General features: G+C 35.1%; 17 protein-coding genes. 13 read left to right on the top strand and 4 right to left on the bottom strand.

Annotated features, from left to right (window positions below; genetic code table 11):
- Positions 1-8: 8 nt before the first annotated feature.
- Both DOK76_RS05855 and DOK76_RS05850 read right to left on the bottom strand, forming a co-directional pair.
- The gene (locus DOK76_RS05855) at positions 9-1,307 is read right to left on the bottom strand and encodes a PTS sugar transporter subunit IIC (protein ID WP_206965706.1); all 1,299 of its coding nucleotides are present in this window, start codon (positions 1,305-1,307) and stop codon (positions 9-11) included.
- A 31-nt stretch (positions 1,308-1,338) separates the two neighbouring features.
- Complete coding sequence (locus DOK76_RS05850; protein WP_242542215.1) at positions 1,339-1,686, bottom strand: hypothetical protein; 348 nt, start codon at positions 1,684-1,686, stop codon at positions 1,339-1,341.
- Between the two features lie 206 nt (positions 1,687-1,892).
- Here DOK76_RS05850 and DOK76_RS05845 point away from each other — a divergent pair, with 206 nt between their 5' ends.
- The 6 genes from DOK76_RS05845 to DOK76_RS05820 are packed head-to-tail and all read left to right on the top strand — an operon-like array spanning position 1,893 to position 8,254.
- A complete protein-coding gene (locus tag DOK76_RS05845; protein WP_206965705.1) occupies positions 1,893-3,326 on the top strand; it encodes a glycoside hydrolase family 1 protein in 1,434 nt (477 codons plus the stop codon).
- A 9-nt stretch (positions 3,327-3,335) separates the two neighbouring features.
- The gene (gene murQ, locus DOK76_RS05840) at positions 3,336-4,229 is read left to right on the top strand and encodes an N-acetylmuramic acid 6-phosphate etherase (protein WP_206965702.1); all 894 of its coding nucleotides are present in this window, start codon (positions 3,336-3,338) and stop codon (positions 4,227-4,229) included.
- Positions 4,230-4,247: 18 nt separating this feature from the next.
- Positions 4,248-5,144, top strand: coding sequence for a BadF/BadG/BcrA/BcrD ATPase family protein (locus DOK76_RS05835; protein WP_206965700.1), 897 nt, complete (start codon positions 4,248-4,250; stop codon positions 5,142-5,144).
- A complete protein-coding gene (locus DOK76_RS05830) occupies positions 5,141-6,232 on the top strand; it encodes a DUF871 domain-containing protein (RefSeq protein WP_206965698.1) in 1,092 nt (363 codons plus the stop codon). The genes DOK76_RS05835 and DOK76_RS05830 overlap by 4 nt, the downstream gene beginning before the upstream one ends.
- 15 nt (positions 6,233-6,247) lie before the next feature.
- Positions 6,248-7,366, top strand: coding sequence for an anhydro-N-acetylmuramic acid kinase AnmK (gene anmK, locus DOK76_RS05825; RefSeq protein ID WP_206965696.1), 1,119 nt, complete (start codon positions 6,248-6,250; stop codon positions 7,364-7,366).
- Positions 7,367-7,387: 21 nt separating this feature from the next.
- Complete coding sequence (locus tag DOK76_RS05820; protein WP_206965695.1) at positions 7,388-8,254, top strand: MurR/RpiR family transcriptional regulator; 867 nt, start codon at positions 7,388-7,390, stop codon at positions 8,252-8,254.
- Between the two features lie 40 nt (positions 8,255-8,294).
- Here the strand turns inward: DOK76_RS05820 and treR are convergent, their stop codons facing one another.
- On the bottom strand, positions 8,295-9,011 hold the full coding sequence (gene treR, locus DOK76_RS05815; RefSeq protein ID WP_206965758.1) for a trehalose operon repressor: 717 nt from the start codon (positions 9,009-9,011) through the stop codon (positions 8,295-8,297).
- A 184-nt stretch (positions 9,012-9,195) separates the two neighbouring features.
- Between treR and treP the strand changes: the two genes are divergently transcribed.
- The 7 genes from treP (at position 9,196) to DOK76_RS05780 (ending at position 18,849) form a co-directional block, all read left to right on the top strand.
- Positions 9,196-11,175 carry a PTS system trehalose-specific EIIBC component gene (gene treP / locus DOK76_RS05810; RefSeq protein WP_206965693.1) on the top strand — a complete coding sequence of 660 codons (1,980 nt, stop codon included), beginning with the start codon at positions 9,196-9,198 and terminating at the stop codon, positions 11,173-11,175.
- Positions 11,176-11,256: 81 nt separating this feature from the next.
- A complete protein-coding gene (gene treC, locus DOK76_RS05805; RefSeq protein ID WP_206965691.1) occupies positions 11,257-12,879 on the top strand; it encodes an alpha,alpha-phosphotrehalase in 1,623 nt (540 codons plus the stop codon).
- Between the two features lie 59 nt (positions 12,880-12,938).
- The gene (locus DOK76_RS05800; protein ID WP_206965689.1) at positions 12,939-13,595 is read left to right on the top strand and encodes an HD domain-containing protein; all 657 of its coding nucleotides are present in this window, start codon (positions 12,939-12,941) and stop codon (positions 13,593-13,595) included.
- Between the two features lie 362 nt (positions 13,596-13,957).
- Entirely contained in the window at positions 13,958-16,693 is a 2,736-nt protein-coding gene (locus DOK76_RS05795; protein ID WP_206965686.1) for a WxL domain-containing protein, read from the top strand.
- 15 nt (positions 16,694-16,708) lie between these two features.
- A complete protein-coding gene (locus DOK76_RS05790; RefSeq protein ID WP_206965684.1) occupies positions 16,709-16,999 on the top strand; it encodes an LPXTG cell wall anchor domain-containing protein in 291 nt (96 codons plus the stop codon).
- 15 nt (positions 17,000-17,014) lie between these two features.
- Positions 17,015-17,779: a WxL domain-containing protein gene (locus DOK76_RS05785; RefSeq protein ID WP_206965682.1), complete on the top strand. Its 765-nt coding sequence runs from the start codon at positions 17,015-17,017 to the stop codon at positions 17,777-17,779.
- A gap of 14 nt (positions 17,780-17,793) precedes the next feature.
- Positions 17,794-18,849, top strand: a complete 1,056-nt coding sequence (locus DOK76_RS05780; protein ID WP_206965680.1) for a WxLIP family cell surface protein — start codon at positions 17,794-17,796, stop codon at positions 18,847-18,849.
- A 237-nt stretch (positions 18,850-19,086) separates the two neighbouring features.
- On the opposite strand, the gene DOK76_RS05775 is transcribed toward DOK76_RS05780, so the two are convergent.
- Positions 19,087-19,623 carry a hypothetical protein gene (locus DOK76_RS05775; protein ID WP_206965678.1) on the bottom strand — a complete coding sequence of 179 codons (537 nt, stop codon included), beginning with the start codon at positions 19,621-19,623 and terminating at the stop codon, positions 19,087-19,089.
- Between the last annotated feature and the right edge of the window lie 88 nt (positions 19,624-19,711).

Raw genomic sequence — 19,711 nt, 5'->3', positions numbered from 1 at the left:
GAACAGAATTAGTTTGTAGCGTCTAATCCTTGTTCTTTTTCTAATTCTTTTCTGTCGTAAACTTTTACGAATGGGTAGTAACAGATAACTGATACGACGATTAAACCGATGTTTAATACTGCCGCTCTCCAGTCCCCACCAGTAGCTAAGTAAGCACCAATTGGTCCAGGCAATGTCCAAGGAGCAGTTACGATAACTGGATTTACAAATCCCCAAGAAGTTGCAAACCAAGCGATAGTAGCCATAATCATTGGTGTAATAACGAAAGGAATCATCATGATTGGGTTTAATACAATTGGAACACCAAAGATAACAGGTTCGTTAATGTTAAAGATAGATGGTGTAATAATTGCTTTACCTAATTTAGATCCATATTGAGATTTAGCAGTGAATGCTAAAAGAATAGCTAAACCGATTGTTGCTCCAGATCCACCAACCCATACAAACCATTGGAAGAAAGGTTCAGCAGCAATATGAGGTAATGTTTCGCCAGCAGCTAATGCTGTTGTGTTACCTTCTAATAATTGTAACCAAACTGGACGTGCTAAAGATCCAACGATAGATACACCGTGAATACCAAAGACCCAGAAGAATGTAATCATAAAGATTAATAGTAAAACAGATGGTAATGTATCAGCAGCACTTACTAAAGGAGAAACGATTTTAGCGATTGCTTGATGCCAGTCAAATCCGATGTAGTAAGTAATTGTTGCCATACCTAAGATAACGATTAATGTAGGTGTTAAGGCTTCAAATGAACGAGCAACAGCAGGTGGTACTTGTTCAGGCATTGTAATTTTAAATTTAGACTTATCAGTCATTCGATATACTTCAACAGCGATAATAGCAGTAATGATCCCAACAAACATACCACCACCACCAAGGTTAGCCATTGGTAAAACAAATCCAACAGTTCCAGCAGCTTCCATTGCTTCAGCAGGTACATTAACAGGTACAAATGTTAATAGGAAAGCGATAGTAGCTAAGATACCACCTGATACTTGGTCTAAGTCATAAGATTTAGCTAGACTTGCACCAATACCAAAGGTTGCATATAGGGACATGATGTACATTGTCATACGATACGGTAAAAGAATCGTTGCGGCATTTGCAGTTAAAAATTGTGTGATTCCCCAGTCAGCAGGTAGCGGAGGGAAGGCAACGATTAAGAAGAATGAACCAACAATAATCAAAGGTAACGTTGCAATAATTCCGTCACGTACAGCACGTAAATGTCTTTGGTTAGCAATTTTATCCATAGGACCAGCTAGACGTGAATCAATAAAATTTGTAAATTTTTCTAACATTTTTTACACTCCTTAAAAAATATAATAATTCCTAAAATATAAATCCTTTAAACAGCCATAGATAAGTAACGGTTTCAAGAACAATAAAACTAATAATTAACGTTCTATAAAAGCGTGGACCGATGCCGTCTTTTGTTTCAATGAAACACTGCGCGTAGGCAATGGTTGCTGATATAAGAATGGGTAAAAATAGTAAGACACCAATTCTTGTATCCCAGTTCATTTCATAAAAAAGGTATGGTACTAATACGCCTCCTATAATCCCTGCTAGAAATAGAAGACCCGCACTTTTTAACGAAAATTTTGGCATAGCTGGGTTTTCTTTACCTGTCATTGTCTTAAGCCACCTCCTATTAATGGTTTGTTTAAAAAAAGACATGAATCCCTTTTTGATTGGAAAGAAAGCACTCACATCTCACTATCAAGTATACACAAAAAAAAGAGTTTTTCAATATTTTATTATAATAAACGAAATAATATTTCTTAAGTGATTTCTTAATTACGTGATTTAAAACAAAAAATTGAAATAATATTTCAAAAATGCTATTATTAGCTTAACAACTTATGGAAAAGGAGATTTCTTGAATGGATACTATATTATGGGGTGGCGCAACAGCCTCTAGTCAATATGAAGGCGGTTTTGATGGTGAAAAAGGCATGGACACACAAGATTGTCGGCCATATCTTCCAAGAACAAGTAATGCAACAACTGAAACACGACTTTTAACCAATGAAAGAATTCAGCAAGCTAAAACAAATGAAGCTGGTTTATTCTATCCCTTTAGAAAAGGCTCTAGGGGTGTGGACTTTTTAGAAGAAGATATTCAATTACTCCAAGAATTAGGCATTGATTTATATCGTTTCTCAATTAGTTGGTCACGCTTATTTCCAAAAGGAGATGAGCTAGTTCCTAATGAAGCAGGAGTTTTATACTATGATCGTGTTTTTAACTCATTGAAAGAAAAGAACATCAAGATTTTCTTAACGATGAATCATTACGCAGTGCCGCTCAATATAGTAGAAACATACGATGGTTGGAAAAACAAAGAAACGATTGAGCTTTACATGAGATTTAGTGAGTTTGTTTTAGACCGTTGGGGAGAGTATGTTGAATACTTTTTACCATTTAATGAAATTAATGCAGGGTACTTTTCACCATTTAATGGGGTTGGCTTAATCAAACCAGAGCAAGGTAATTATTCATTTACTGATGTGTTCCAAAGTTTACATCATCAATTTGTAGCTAGTGCTAGAACGATTAAATTAGCTAGAGAGATGAAGTTAAAAGGAACATTTGGTTCGATGATTTCTTGTTTCTGTTATTATCCGTTAACACCAAAACCAGAAGATAATTTGAAGTTAGTTCAAGATGAGCAAGTGAATCAGTGGTTCTGTATGGATGTGTTATCTAAAGGAACTTACCCTTACTACATGACACCTTTCTTTGAGAAAAATCAAGTTGTATTAGATACAACAGAAGAAGAATTAGAATTATTAAAAACATATACGTGTGATTTTGTGTCGTTCTCTTATTACTCTTCAAGTATTGCGACAACAGAAGAAGATGGCAAACAAACAGCAGGTAATTTAGTTGTAACAACTAAAAATCCTTACCTTAAAGCCAGTGAGTGGGGTTGGCAAATTGACCCAGTTGGTTTAAGAACGACTTTAAATAAAGTCTATGACCGCTATGACAAACCAGTCATTATCTCGGAAAATGGATTTGGTGCTAATGACGTGTTAGAAGTAGATGGAACAATTAAAGATCCTTATCGAATTGATTACTTTGAGCAACATTTTGCTGAAATATTAAAAGCAAAAACTGATGGCGTAGACGTTCGAGCGTATATTGCTTGGGGAATCATTGATATTGTTTCAGCGGGAAGCTGCGAGATGGCTAAACGTTATGGTGTGGTTTATGTAGATGCGGATAGTGAAGGTAATGGGGATTACAAACGATACAAAAAACAAAGTTTTGATTGGTATAAAGAATTTATAGAAGAGCAAAAGAAAGGGTAGTGGCTAAGTATGTTAGAGCACTTAACAACTGAAAAACGTAACGAAGAGACAAGAAATTTAGATAAATTAAGTATTTTAGAAACAGTAACTAAAATGAATCAAGAAGACGAGAAAGTTATCGCAGCCATTGATAAGAAAAAAGAATCCATTGCTGCAGTTATTGAGCAAGTCGTTGCTTCTTTAAAAAATGGTGGTCGTTTATTCTACTTTGGGGCTGGAACAAGTGGTCGTTTAGGCATTTTAGATGCGGCTGAATGTGTGCCAACCTTTAGTACAGATCCTGAGTTAGTTCAAGGGATTATTGCTGGTGGCGAATCAGCTATGACGGTTGCCGTTGAAGGAGCAGAGGATTCATTGACGCTAGCTGTTGAAGATTTGAAAGAAAGAAACTTAACAGATAAAGACATCGTGATTGGGATTAGTGCCAGTGGGCGTACACCTTATGTGATTGGTGGACTTAAATACGCAACAGAAGTAGGCGCGGCAACAGCTTCTATCTCTTGTAATGAACAGGCTGAAATTAGTCAATTTGCTAGTTTCCCAATCGAAGTAACAGCAGGTCCAGAAATTTTAACAGGGTCAACACGTCTAAAATCAGGAACATTGCAAAAATTAATCTTAAATATGATTTCGACTATTAGCATGGTTCATTTAGGTAAGGTTTATGGTAACTTAATGGTAGATGTGAAACCAACAAATGAAAAATTAGTCGAGCGCGCTAAAAATATCATTGTTGAAGCAACAGGATGTACCAAAGAAGAAGCTAGCTTCTATTTTGAGGATAGTGATGAGCAAGTTAAGTTGGCGATTATTCGTATCTTAACGAAAACATCAAAAGAAGAAGGACTAGCACTTTTAGAAGCAAATGATGGATTCATCAGAAAAGCAGTAGAGAATCAATAAGAAAAGGGAGTGTGTCACATGGCTTACGTCATCGGCGTTGATTGTGGCGGAACAAAAACCGAAGCTGAAGCTTATTCAGTAGAAGGTCAACTTCTAGCCAGTTGCCAAACAGGTTTTGGGAACTTAGTAGTTGATTACAAGACAGGTTTCACCCATATCACAGAAGCAATTGAAACTATTTTTAGTCAATTAGATAAGGACGAATGTCTCACTATCGTACTTGGTATTGCAGGTATTGATAGTGGTGGACTTCGTGAGAAAGTTGCTCAGGATTTAGGGAGCTATCATTCATCGATTCAATTGATTAACGACGGTCAATTAGCTCACTACTCAATTCTTAAAGGATTAGACGGAGTGACGGTAACGGCTGGAACAGGTTCAGTGATTTTAGGTCTTAATGGAGATGATTGGTACCGTGTCGGTGGCTGGGGTCATTTGTTTGGGGACGAAGGTGGCGCGTATTTTATTGCTAAAGAAGGTATCAAACAAGGGTTAAAAGAATACGATGAGGCGTTACCTATAAGTTCTTTAACCAAAGCCTTATTCACCTTTTTTGAAGTGACCACTGTTTTTGAGTTAACTAAAAAAGTGTATAGCCTTGATAAGGGAGCTATTGCTAGTGCTGCTACAGTTGTAGCAAGTTTAACTCAAACAGACGAGGTAGCTAGGCGTATTATCCAACAAGCAGGACAAGATTTAGGCAAGAGTATTAGTCAAATCATTCGAAAAATGCCTCTAACCAATGAGCCAGTGGTAATTGGTTTAAACGGTAGTGTAGTAGAAAAAAACGAAGAAGTATTACAAGCAATGATGGCTTATCTTGATCAAGAACAAATAAGTTATCAACTAACAAAAAAACAAGAATCATGTGCCAAGGGCGCATATTACTTAAATCAAAGGAATGGTGACCAATGAGAAAATTAGGTATTTCAGTTTATCCAAATCATAGTTCAGTTGCAGAAATTAAAGAGTACATGGATTTAGCAGCAAAATACAACTTTACCCGTGTATTTACCTGTTTACTTTCTGTTGAGGACGAAGAAAAAGAAAAAATCGTTAAAGATTTTTCAGAAACTATTTTCCATGCAAAAGCATTAGGTATGGAAGTTGTTGCTGATGTGAGCCCTAAAGTATTTGGTCAATTAGGCATTAGCTACAATGATTTATCTTTCTTTAAAGAAATCGGTGCTGACGGGATTCGTTTAGACATGGGATTCACAGGAAATGAAGAGTCAATGATGACATTCAATCCTCAAGGGTTAGATATTGAATTAAATATCAGCTCAGGAACACGCTACTTAGAAAACATTTTAAGCTATCAAGCAAATAGCTATAAATTAATGGGCTGTCATAACTTCTATCCACATCGCTATACAGGTCTTAGCTATGATCACTTTATTCGTACAACTGAAGTGTATAAAGAAAATGGTATTCGCACAGCAGCGTTTGTCAACTCACCAACAGCTAAAATCGGACCATGGCCAGTAGAAGAAGGATTATGTACCTTAGAAATGCACCGTGAATGGCCAATAACAACTCAAGCAAAACACTTATGGGCAACTGATTTAATTGATGACGTGATTATTGCTAACTCATTTGCTTCAGAAGAAGAGTTAAAAGCTTTAAGCAACATTGATCCATATAAATTAACTTTAGATTGTACCTTAGTAGACGATATTCCAGAATTAGAGAAAAAAATCGTTTTAGAGGAATTCCACTTTAATCGTGGAGATATTTCTGATTATGTGATTCGTTCAACTCAAAGTCGTGTGAAATACAAAGGTCATGATTTCAAACCTTTCAACACAACAGATATGACAACAGGAGATATCATCGTTGAAACGTCTCTATATGCTCACTACGCGGGTGAATTACAATTAGCGTTATTACCAATGGAAAATTCAGGTAAAACAAATGTGGTTGGGTCAGTGGTAGAAGCTGATTTAGCGCTATTACCTTACATCAAACCATGGCAAAAATTTGCCTTTAACTTAGTTAAATAAGAAGCAGGTGATTAAATGAGATATGCTGTAGGAATTATGTCGGGTACCTCTTTAGATGGTATCGACGTAGCTCTTGTTAAAATAGATCAAGAGTCTTATAAGTTAGTTGATTTTCAAAGTTATTCATTTGAGCCTGAGATGAAAGATAAAATTTCGCGCTCACTAAGAAAAGAAACGTCAGATGTAGAGTTAATTTGTAGTTTGAATTTTGAATTAGCTTATCTATTTGGAGAGGCTGTTTTAAAGATTTGTGAGCACAACAAAATGGCTAGTGGTGACCTTGCGTTTGTAGCAAGTCATGGTCAAACAGTGTATCACCATCCGAAAAATGAAAATGGCTTAGTGTCCTCTACTCTACAAATTGGCGAGTCAAGCATCATTTCTGAAATGACAAAAACCACAGTCGTATCAGATTTTAGACCACGTGACATGGCAGTCGGAGGACAAGGGGCTCCAATAGTACCTTTTTCAGAATATGTGATGTATCGAAGTCAAACAAGCCAACGTATTTTGCAAAATATTGGTGGTATTTCTAATGCAACGATTATTCCAAAAAATGGTTCTTTAAAGACCATCACGGCCTTTGATTGTGGACCAGGTAATATGATTATTGACGAGTTATGTCGTCATTTCTATAATGAAGAATATGATAGAGACGGGCAGTACGGCTCACTAGGTAGTGTGAATGAAGCGCTACTAACAGAGTTTATGTCACACCCGTTTATTGCTAAACCCGCACCCAAAACAACTGGGCGTGAAGAGTTCGGTAAGCAATACGTTGATGAGATGTTAGCCAAATATCCAAATGTGTCAGCAAATGATTTTATTAAAACAGCGACACTATTTACAGCTAAAGCAATTAGCTCTGCTGTGATGCCTTATTTAGAATTACCGACAGAATTAATCGTTGGTGGTGGAGGTAGTTATAATCCTGTGTTAATTCAGTTGTTGAAAGAGGAATTACCTGAAGTTAAAGTCATGATTCAAGAAGATATTGGCTTATCATCAGATGCTAAAGAGGCTGTAGCAATGGTGGTTTTAGGGGACCGCACCATGAATAAATTACCAAGTAACGTTCCAAGTGCCACAGGAGCATCAAGAGATGTTATACTAGGGAAAATAACATATTATTAACAAGTGAAAGTAGGAGTATCAATGAATAGCAAGCATGTGGATTTTAGAGTAAGGAGCATTTTTGAAGATTTAACGCGTTCAGAGCGAAAAATAGCTCAATATGTGTTAGACAAACCAGAAGAAGTAATCAAAATGACAGCTAGCCAATTAGCTGAAGCTTCTGGCACAAGTCCCGCGTCTGTTATTAGATTTTGTAAATCCATTGGTATCCCTAGTTTCCCTGAGCTTAAATTAGAGCTTTCGGCTGAAAGAGATTCACCAGTAACTCAAGAGTATTCAGATATTGCTTCGGATGAAAAAATATCAGATGTGAAGAGCAAACTATTAGGTAATGCTTATCAAGCCATGAAGGAAACCGTTCAATTAGCCGATGAAGAAACCTTATTAAAAGCATCAAGAGAGATTGCTAATGCCTCATTCATCTATGTCTTTGGGATTGGTTCATCTTATCTAGTAGCTGAAAATGTGTCTCAAAAGTGGAACCGAATTGGTAAAGTCTGTATCTGTATGCCTGATGTGCATCAATTAATCGCAAGCCTAACATCCGCTCCAGCAGATGCGTTGTTTATTGGCATTTCTAATTCCGGGGAAACAGCAGAAGTATTGTCTTTAAATACAATTGCCCAAAATAGAGGGCTTAAAACCATTAGTATTACCGAGTTTAGTATGAACTCTTTAAGCAAAAAAACTGATGTTAATTTGAACACAGTTCGTTCAAAAGAAGTTGCTTTAAGAAGTGCGGCAACAAGTTCTTTAATGTCTCAGTTTATGTTAGTCGATTTACTCTTTTACACTTATGTACTAGAAGATTACGACAAACATATGGCTTATATTTTAAATTCCAGAGAATTAGTTGATGATTATAAGCGACTAACCTCTAAACGATAAAAAGAAGAAACCTTATTTAACTAGTAAGGTTTCTTCTTTTTTATATTTTTCTTCTTCTAGCAAACTCAACAAAACGAAACTTATCTAAACGGTGATAAGATTCAGTATACTCAAAGCAAGTGGTGTCCTCTAAGAAAACAAGACTTGTAACCACAATAACATGGGTATCTTCAGGTCGTAAATCCATTAGTTCTTGGATCTCATTTGTAATAAGCTTCACTTCGATTTCTTTTTTAGCATAAGCAATCTCTAATCCTAGTTCATCCTCAAAATAGGCGTATATAGAATCTTCAGCTTTTTCTAGAGGCAACTCAGGAATAACATCGGCTAATAAATAATCTTTATCAAGAATGACGACCTCACCATCAATTCGTCTTTGACGAATTAAATGCCAAACTTCCTCGCCGACTTGCCAATCAGATACTTGACTCAATTGAGGGGTAACGAATTCTTTCTCGAGAGTTGTGACAATAGTTTGGTTGGAAATATGTTGATTGGCTTGGAGTTCTTTGAAACTCGTTAAACCAGATAAGGGAAAGTCAAAGCGTTTAACGTCTAAAACAAAAGAACCTTTCCCTTGTTTTTTTTGAATGTAGCCCGCATTTGTTAGTAGATTTAGGGCTTTTCTAATGGTTTCTCTTGAAACACCATAAATTTTCATTAATTGATTTTCACTAGGTAGTAAGCTTTGAGGTGGGTAGTCATTAGTTAAGATTTTTTTTTCTAAATCTAAAAAAATCTCATGGAATTTGTTCAAAATCATTCACTCTTTCGTTTCACATTTTAGGTAGTTAATATAAGTACTTTAATTATAAAGTTGTCCAGGGGTTTAAGCAATGAAAAGCATAAAATTAAAAAAAGGCTTGCAATTTAAAACTGAAAACGCTATTATTAAATCGTAAAAACAACTTGTATAGTCAAGTTAGAAAAGAGGTTTGTTTATGGGAAAGTATCAAGATGATGTGACGCTCTTACTTAAGTATGTTGGTGGCAAAGAAAATATTTCAGGTGTTTCTCATTGTGCAACACGTATGCGTTTTGTATTGAATGATCCAAAAAAGGCAGATCAAAAAGCAATTGAAACCATTCCAAGTGTTAAAGGGATGTTTACCAATGCGGGTCAATTTCAAGTGATTATCGGGAACGATGTAGCTACTTTTTATAATGAATTTAGTGCAGTTTCAGGTATTGAAGGAGTGTCTAAAGAGCAAGGGAAGAATTTAGCTAAGCAAAATCTTAACCCGTTGCAACGAGCAATTTCAGTTTTAGCTGAAATTTTTACACCGATTATTCCAGCGATTATTGTTGGTGGGTTAATTTTAGGGTTTAGAAACGTCCTTGAAGGGATTGAGTTTGCTAGACTAGGTGGGCAAACTATTGTTGAAGTTTCTCAGTTTTGGAGTGGCGTTAATGCCTTTTTATGGTTACCAGGGGAAGCTATTTTTCACTTTTTACCAGTTGGGATTACTTGGAGTATTGCTAAAAAAATGGGGACCACACAAATTTTAGGAATCGTTTTAGGGATTACCTTAGTGTCACCGCAATTATTAAATGCTTATGGTGTGGGTTCAACAGCAGCTGCTGATATTCCTGTTTGGGATTTTGGTTTTGCTCAAGTTCAAATGATTGGTTATCAAGCACAAGTTATTCCGGCGATGTTAGCAGGATTCTTACTAGCTTACTTGGAAATTTTCTGGCGAAAAAAAATACCAGAGTCTATTTCAATGATTTTTGTACCGTTCTTATCTTTACTACCGGCAATTATCGCTGCTCATGTTATTTTAGGACCGATTGGTTGGTCAATTGGTAGCGCTATTTCTGCCGTTGTTAACGGTGGTTTAACATCATCATTTAACTGGTTATTTGCTGGTATCTTTGGTGCATTGTATTCACCACTAGTTATTACAGGTTTACATCACATGAGTAATGCCATCGATGCACAATTGATTGCTGATTTTCAATCTACAAATCTTTGGCCAATGATTGCTTTATCAAATATTGCTCAAGGATCAGCTGTTTTAGCGATTATTTTTCTTCATCGTGGGAATAAAAAAGAAGAACAAGTATCAATTCCTTCGATGATTTCAGCTTACTTAGGTGTAACGGAACCAGCGATGTTTGGGATTAACTTGAAATATGTGTATCCATTTGTAGCTGCTATGATTGGTTCTGGACTTGCTGCAATGTTTTCAACTATTATGGGTGTTCGTGCTAATGCTATTGGTGTTGGTGGTTTACCAGGTATCTTAGCGATTAATCCAACAATTGGTGGTGGTTGGTTTGCCTTTACTATTGCCATGTTAATTGCCATTGTAGTACCATTCTTATTAACGATTTTCTTTAATAAACGTGGTATTCTGAATAAAGCAGAGGCTATTGTTGAGATGGAAGAAGAGCTTGCTATGGCAGGAGTCTCTTCATCAGATGTACAAGAAGCCTTTCAAGAAGTAGAAAATATTAAAGAGATGACTGAATTGTTTTATGCACCTGCTGATGGAGAGGTAATCGACATTAGTGATGTGGCAGACCCTGTTTTTGGGACTAAGATGATGGGAGAAGGATACGCTGTAAGACCAACAACTAATGAGGTTTACTCTCCTGTTAGTGGGAAGGTTACAAGTGTTTTTGCTACTCAACATGCTATGGGCTTAATGACTGAAAGTGGCTTAGAAGTCTTACTTCACATGGGCTTAGATACGGTAGAACTTAAAGGAGCTCCTTTCTCAATAAAGGTTAGAGAAGGTGATGTAGTTTCAGCAGAGACCCTAGTTGCTACGATGGATTTAGCTCAAGTCACTGCTGCAGGAAAAGCGACGGATATTATCACTGTGATTACTAATTCAGATCAATTAAAAGAATTATCTGTCACAACAGGTCAACACGTAGCTAAAAGTGAAGTGGCAAAAGGCTTAACTAAGTAGCCAAATAGATTGTTAGCTAAAATAAAGAAAGGAGTAGCCACTCAAGCTACTCCTTTTCATCATAAGTGAGGGAAAAACAGTATGACATTTAAAAACAAAGTAATTTATCAAATCTATCCCAAATCATTCTTAGATACAACAGGAAATGGTATCGGTGATTTAGCAGGTATCATTCAAAAATTACCCTATCTAAGTCAATTAGGAGTGGATATGTTATGGCTAAATCCCATTTATCCTTCACCACAAAAAGATAATGGCTATGATATTTCTAATTACCTAGAGGTGGACTCCTTATTTGGAGGTATGGGCGAGTTGGAAAGGTTAATCAAAGAGGCGAAAAAACATCAAATAGATATCATGTTTGATATGGTTTTAAACCATGTGTCAACTGAACATGAGTGGTTCCAAAAAGCTTTAGCAGGAGATAAAAAATACCAAGATTATTTTATTCTAAGAGATGAGCCGACCGATTGGGTGTCTAAATTTGGTGGGAATGCGTGGTCTAAGTTTGGTGAAACAGATCAATACTATTTACACTTATTTGATAAAACTCAAGCTGATTTAAATTGGCGTAATGAAGAAGTTAGAGAAGAACTAGTAACTGTGGTTAATTTTTGGCTTGAAAAAGGTATTAGAGGCTTACGATTTGATGTGATAAACGTGATTGGAAAAGATGAAGTCTTGCAAAATAATGAGCACAACGATGGTAAGGCTGAATATACAGACAAACCAATTACTCATGACTACTTGAAAGAGTTGAGCAGGAATAGCTTTGGCAAATACGACGATACCATCACTGTTGGAGAAATGAGTTCAACAACTATTGAAAATTGCGTTTTATATACTCAACCTGAACGTAATGAGTTATCAATGACCTTTAATTTCCATCATTTAAAAGTTGATTATGCCAATAAAGAGAAGTGGACAATTGCTGATTTTGATTTTGAAGAGTTGAAGGAATTATTCCATAGTTGGGGCGAAACTATGAGTGAGCAGAATGGTTGGAACGCTCTGTTTTGGAACAACCATGATCAGCCAAGAGCTCTTAATCGATTTGTTGATGTGAAACATTTTAGAGAAACAGGAGCTAAGATGTTAGCTGCAAGCATTCATCTAAGTAGAGGAACTCCTTTTATTTATATGGGGGAAGAAATAGGGATGGTGAATCCTGAGTTTGACTCGATTGATCAATATGTTGACGTAGAGAGTTTGAATGCGTTTAATGAACTATTGGAAACAGGTAAGACTGAGGCAGAGGTTTTAAACATTATCAAAGAAAAATCTCGTGACAACTCAAGAACACCAATGCAGTGGAATGGAGATTGTTACAGTGGTTTTTCCACAGGGACACCGTGGCTTCAAGTAGCTGATAATTATTCAGAGATTAATGTGGAAAAAGAATTAACAGAAGGTTCTATTTTTAGTTTTTATCAAGAGTTAATTCGATTAAGAAAAACAATGCCTTTGATTGCGGAAGGAACGTATAAAGGCTTTGAAAAGAAGCATTCTCAAGTTTACGGATTTATTAGAACTTACCAAGAGCAAGAACTACTCTGTTTAAATAACTTTTATAGTGAGCCAACATCAATCATGATACCTGATGACTTTTTAGAGGGAACTATTTTAGTGGATAACTATTCTAATACGGTGTTAGCTAAAGAACAAGTTCTTCAACCCTATCAAACACTAGCTATTTTAGTCTAATGTCACATGTTCTTTTTTTGTGCTACCATTAACACATGAAAAAGAAAAGAGGGATTGAGATGAGTCCAACTGAAAAAAGCAACCTTGAAGCCATTAAATCTTATGCTGAACAGGTGCTGGGTGAAGATAAAACAGGTCATGATATGAGTCATATTAATCGTGTTGTCCGTTTAGCCACAATTATTCAAGCTAGTGAAGGCGGCGATTTGTTTTTATGTTTATCAGGTGCTTATTTACATGATGTGATGGACGACAAATTAGTTGAGAGTACTGAAGAAGCTAGAGAAGATTTGTTGTTATTTTTGGCAGGATTAGGGTTAACAGAAGTCACTATCAGTCATTTAGTTGAAATCATTGATAACGTCTCGTTTAGTCATCAATTAGCTCCAAGTGAGTCTATTAATTTATCCCTTGAAGCTAAAATTGTTCAAGATGCTGACCGATTAGATGCTATTGGAGCTATAGGAATTGCGCGTACTTTTTATTATGGGGGTAAAAAAGGGCATACCATGTATGATCCAGAAGTCTTACCAAGAGAACAGATGACTAAAGATGATTACCGAGTGAATCAATCTGTGATTAATCATTTTTATGAAAAGTTATTTAAATTGCCCGACTTACTTCAAACTAAAACAGCTAAAAAGCTAGCAATTAGACGAGTTGAATTAATGGAGGTATTTGTGGACGACTTTATTAAGGAGTGGGAAATGATATAGTAGCTTCATAAATTTAGTTTCGTATGTCTTAAAAAGTGTTTTAATTTTTATTAAGAAAAATTAAAATATAAAAGAAGTAGCTAATTCAAGACAATTAGGATTCAAGCTGTTTAACGAATTAAATAATTGTTTTCTACTATAATAAGAAAGGTTTATGAACCTTTTTTAAAAACTTGTGTTATTAAAAAAAGACCTTATTGGTCTTTTTTTTATTAATTTTTGGTAAACTAAAAGTCTTTTTTTACTTTAAAAACTCGTGTTATGATTATTTTCGAAATAGCAAGGAATTAAAAGACATGTCATAAGAGCTATTTTTTATTATGTTTGAAAAACGTTGTATTAAAAAGGAGGTTGATGTTTATTTGAAAAGAAAAATGCACAGTTTATTGATGCTCTTGTTATTTTTTCTTTTTCCAAAATTTGTTATGGCTTATGTCGATCCAGGCATTGACAATGATTATCGTCTTTCAGGGAATGGTGCTAGTTATTTTCCTGAATATATATCAACAGACAACGGGAATCTTTACTTTCGTTTTAATGATTCACAACAATTAGGAGGTTCAATGAATCGTAAAAGTGCATATGCAGGTTTTCCAAGTACTTTTTTTGTAGAAAATGAACGAAATGAGTCTGGTGAAGCTATTTATGTGAAGATGGAGCATTCTACTGGGGTAGGCTATCATGCTTCTAGTTTTATGTTGGCTGAAAAAGCTCCTAGTCATCCTGATGGGTATCAAGTATTAAATGATAGGTTTAGTTTAGTCAATAGTTCAATAAGTCGTATTTATCAAAGTCCTTCAAGTAAAGGGTTGTACGCCGAAGGAACTCGTTATACCATGCCTTTTAGTGGTAATCAAGTTAAGATTGGTACTGAGCTTAAACCTATTGGAAATACTATTATTCGACATACTTATACGGTTCAAAATGACTCTAATGAGCCAATAACGTTCGTAGCAATGAAAGATATCGGTGTTGATTTAAGACGGGGAACATACTATCAAATTTCTTCGAGAGCCCCAAAGCCAATGGAAGTTAAAATGCTTGGGTATAATCAAGGACTTTCAATGGAACGAGAGGGTTATCGATTAAATTATGTATTTAGAAACACTCCTGATGGCCCAAATAATTTTTCAAGTTTTGGTTTACCAACATCGTATAATACATCGATAATTCAGTGGGATATGCCAGATATGGATCATTATGCGAATACACCGTGGTTATATAAGCCTTATCAGAATAACTCAATTCATGGTGCAGGTATGGAAAATGACGGTTATCAACCTAATCAGGTAGTAGTCCCTAATCAATTTTCTAATAAGAATGAAACAGGTGTGACCATGAAGTGGGATGAAGTTACACTAAAACCAGGAGAATACAAGGATTTTACTTATGATGTTCAATTAATGGGTGATTTTGGGATTTTATATTTATTTAATAATACGAATCCTGATAAGGAAAATACGTATAGTGCAGGAGATATCGTTAAATTTGAGCCCAGTGGAAATTGGAATAAAGAAGACTACAAATTGAAAGAAGGTACTATCGAAACAACTGTTTCAGAATATGTTGATTTAAAAGAGAATGACGATGTTATTGTAGAAGCTAACAAAACATCTGGAGATGGATTAGAAGCAGTTGAGATTAAACGTGTCAAAGTAAAAGATGTGTATGATGAAACAACTCGTAAAATTAGCGTCCCAGTGTCTAAAGAAGAAGTAGCAGCGATTAAAACAGATGTGAATTCAATGGGGATTGACTTTTATGGTCAATTGAACGAATCATCACCTAATCAACGTGTGTATCAACAGGCAACTATCAATTTTGTGGATAGCAAAGACAATCATGTTTATACAAGGACACAACCAATTGAATTTGATGTAGATGATTTCGAATGGGTAGCACCAGATGTTTATGAACTAAGTGTAGATAAACACGTTTCAGAAGAAGTAGCATTTGTTGGTGATACAGTTCACTACAGGATAAATGCTTCTAATACAGCAAAATCGACAGGAAGCATTGACTCATTAGTCTTAACAGACAAGATGCCAGAAGGGTTGTCAAAACCTCAACAAGTAAAAATTGATAACCAACTGATTAATGAAAATCAAATTAAGTGGGACAGTAGCAAGCGTGAATGGGAGTTGCCTTTGGGGGAGATTGCTAAGGGAGACAGTAAACAGATTACATATGAATCAGTCATTGAAAAAGGATCAAAAGATGAAGTGAAAACCAATGTTGTCACATTCGGATCAGAGGAAACAGAAGAGTGGACTGTGACAGATGAAGCAAGCTTTATCATAGATGAAAAAATCAATTGGACAGTTAGCTTTGATTCACTAGGAGGTTCACCTATTACTTCTCAAATCGTGGAAGACGGTCAAAAAGTTGAAGTGCCAAAGAATCCTGAAGATGAACAAAGAGAATTTAAAGGCTGGTATACAACGGAGAACTTGACAATTCTTTATGATTTTAATCAACCAGTCATTGATAATATAACACTCTATGCTAAATGGAGAAGTTCAATTGTTGATCCTATAGATGGCGACAAGGTAATTGAACCGACAAATCCTGTAAATAAAACAACTGAAGATTTGAGAATTCAATATGTTTCCGATTTTAACTTTGGTGAAAACAGAAATGATTTATCCGAGTTGTCAGTAAAAGCTAATGAAGACAGTGTTATTGGAGAGAAGAATGTTAAAAGAAAAGTACCTGCTTTTGTTTCGATCATTGATGATCGTCCACAAACAACAAGGATAAGTAGTCCTTGGGAGTTAAGAGTTAAAAATACTTCTTTTAAGGATAGCAGTGGACATGAACTTTCGGATACCTCTATTATTTTATCTGATTTAAATTTTCAAGGTCAAAGAAAAAATCCTAAGGTAACTAGTGGAGAAATAGATATTTCTAATAAAGTTCAAAAAATTGCCTCAAGTGACAATCAACCTGAAGGAACATCCTGGTCCCTTGCATTAGGCAAATTAGACAATGAGGAGACCACGGGTGTAACGTTTTACTCACCATCAGGTTTTTATAAAAATGCAACGCAGTACAATTCAATAGTAGATTGGCAATTAGTACCAAAAATAAATGAGTAGGGAGAGGATAAATAAATGAAACGTTTGTTGCTGATTATTATCTCAATTGTGACTATTGGGAATTTACTTGTCCCTCAATGTTTTGGTGCAGAGTATAGCGAGGGGCAAGGTGTTCAGTCAAAAGGGAGTATTTCATTTTTTGATGAGACGTTTTCATCTAAGCCTATAGACAATTTTAGAAAGACATTACCTAAAACAGGAGAGAAAAAAGAAGTTATTTTTTTAATCATAGGAACAATCCTATTACTATCAATTGTTCTTACATTTACTCAAAAGAAAAAAATAAATACATCTAATAAAAATTGAAAGGAAGAAAATTAAATGAAAAGAAATATGTTAACAAGTTCTATGTTAAGCATCGCAGTACTTAGTATGGGAGGTTTAGTGGCTCATGGACAAGCTGACTATGAATCGGCAACAAAGGTAAACGGGTATGGAGAAATATCATTTGGAAAAGGAGATACAGTTGTAGTTGACCCAATTATTCCAGATGTACCAGTAGATCCAGGTGAAGTGAATCCTTCAGGAGATGACTTGAGAATTCAATATGTGTCAGATTTTATTTTCCCACAAACAAAAAAATCAGTTAATGAAGTAACATCATTTGCTAAAGGAGACAGTGTAGATTGGATTAATCCTGATACAGGAAAAAAAGAAACAAAAAGTTCGCCATTGTTTATCTCAACAGTTGATATGAGAACTGAAAGAGGATCAGGTTGGACATTAAGTGTCAAACCAAGTGAATTTACCTCGCAAAAAGACCAACACGTTATAGAAGGTGGACATGTCATTCTGTCGGATGCACATTATGCCAACTCTCAAAAAGCTCAACCAATTGTCAATAGTGATGCTGCTAATAAAGAGAGTGGTTTAGCGTTAAAACCAGGGGAAACCTTTAAAATTGCTGGAGCAGATAGCTCAAAAAATGAGGGGCAAGGAAGTTGGTCATTAGCATTTGGTGGACAAGATAAAGAATTAAAAAGTACAGGTGTGATGTTTAAAATGGGACCAGATACAGCGGTTGAAAGTAATGTAGATTATACAGCGACTTTTGTTTGGAATTTATCACCAAATTTAGCTGAATAGAAAGGATTAATTAAATGAATGTATGTCAAAAAGTAACAAAATTACTCTCTCTTTTAATAGTAGTTCTCTGTTTTGTATCTCTAAAAGTAGAAGAGGTACAAGCAAGTGGTGCAGATTTTGGTGTAGAGCCAATCTATTCTGAACATCAAGATAAAGATAAGAAAGGTTATTTTAGCTTAGTCTTAAAAGAAAACCAAAAAGAGACGTTAAAAGTGAAAGTAACAAATTACAGTAAAGAACCAACAACTATTTTTATGTTGAGTCAACAAGCTACAACGGCTAATAGCGGTGTGATTGAATACAATGATGTACAAAAAAAAGTAGAGCCGAGTGCTCCAGCTAATTTTAAAGACATTGTTGTTCCAAAGTCAGAAAAAATAGAGTTAAAACCTGAGGAATCAAAGGAGATAGATGTAGATGTAGTCATGCCATCAACTAATTTTGAGGGATTACTTTTAGGGGGGCTATATTTTAGTCAGCAAGATAAAGCAACAGAAAACCCTTCACTGATTAAAAACACTTTTTCGTATACGTTACCTGTGGCTTTGAAAATGTCTGACAAAAAGATCGAGAATCAATTAGTCTATCAAGGCATAGAATTATCAAATAGAAATTCTAGTCCGTATATTGAAGCTAAGCTATTAAATGAAACAGCCTCTTTAATTAAAGATTTATCTGTGGAAGGCCGGATTTTTGATAAAAAAACAGGTGAAGAATTTTATGTTAGTAAAATGAACGAATTAGAGATGGCACCGAATTCAGTCTTTAAATTTGGGTTTGATTTAAGAAATTCAGCTTTTATTCCTGGGAATTATCTATTAAAACTAGATGTTGTTGCAGATGGAAAAGATTATCATTTTGAAGATGACTTTACCATTGATAAAGAGGCTGCAAGAAAGTTAAATGATGCTTCTGTATATGTTCAAACATCAGGATTTCCATGGCTAATTGTGATAGGGATTGTCAGTTTAGTTGCTATGTTGTCAGTTATAGGAATTATATTGAAGAGACAAAAGAAAAAGAATGTGAAGAAAAGAACTAGAAAAGTTAAGAGAAAAACAAAAAAATAGTTGTTCATTGGTATTAAAAGAAGAGGTTGTTTAGTCACTAATTGAAGTACATTTAAAATAAGACAGAGAAAATCATGTAATGATAATTCTCTGTCTTATTTTTATTTGACAATCGGTATCTAAATGGATAATTTTTGGCAAAAGTTGTTAGTTTTCTTGATAAAAAGAGTGACTGTGACATAAGTTAAAAAGACTTATGTCACAGTCACTCATTTATTGAGATGACGACCTAATTTGTTATTTACCTTCAAAAACTAATTTTTCAGGTAGTGGATAATCAGTTGGGTTAAGTTCATCCGCTGCTAATGCTTCTTCAAAATCATCCACACTTAAGTCGATTTTACGTGAAAGGTCAAATACCAAATGTAGCACATCATGGAAGTACATCGAGTTACCTTGTTCAAAATAAGCTTTGTACTCAGGTGACGTGTTACTATGACCTGTTTCTGCTTGGTATTTTTTTGCTTCTTCTAAGTAGTCGTTAAAGTGAGCTTTTGTGTAGTTAGCAAAGTGATTAAAAATATTAATCGCTAAAGCTAAATCTTTATGCCATGATGCATAGTTTTTCTTAGCTAAACCACCTTGAACTTCAATCAGACTAAATTGATCGTTTCTTAAGTATTGAGTGATTAGCATTTCAATATTCAAGCTAATGCCTGTATAAGAAACATCATCAAATTTAAATTCTTTTAAGTCTTCAAGTTCTTTTAACAAACTCTCAGGAGTAAAATTACGGTTTTCTAAACTTTTGTATACTTTTTTTTGTTGAAACATGGCTCATCCTCCAAAAAATATAATAACTTGCTATACCCTATTATAAAGGGTTAAAGGGAATTTACCAAGACAAATTATTGGTAAATAT

This window comes from Candidatus Vagococcus giribetii (assembly GCF_017316185.1).
In the GTDB taxonomy this organism is placed as follows: domain Bacteria; phylum Bacillota; class Bacilli; order Lactobacillales; family Vagococcaceae; genus Vagococcus; species Vagococcus giribetii.
The sequence above is the reverse complement of the archived record's forward strand: the minus strand, read 5'-3'. Positions and strand labels throughout refer to the sequence as shown.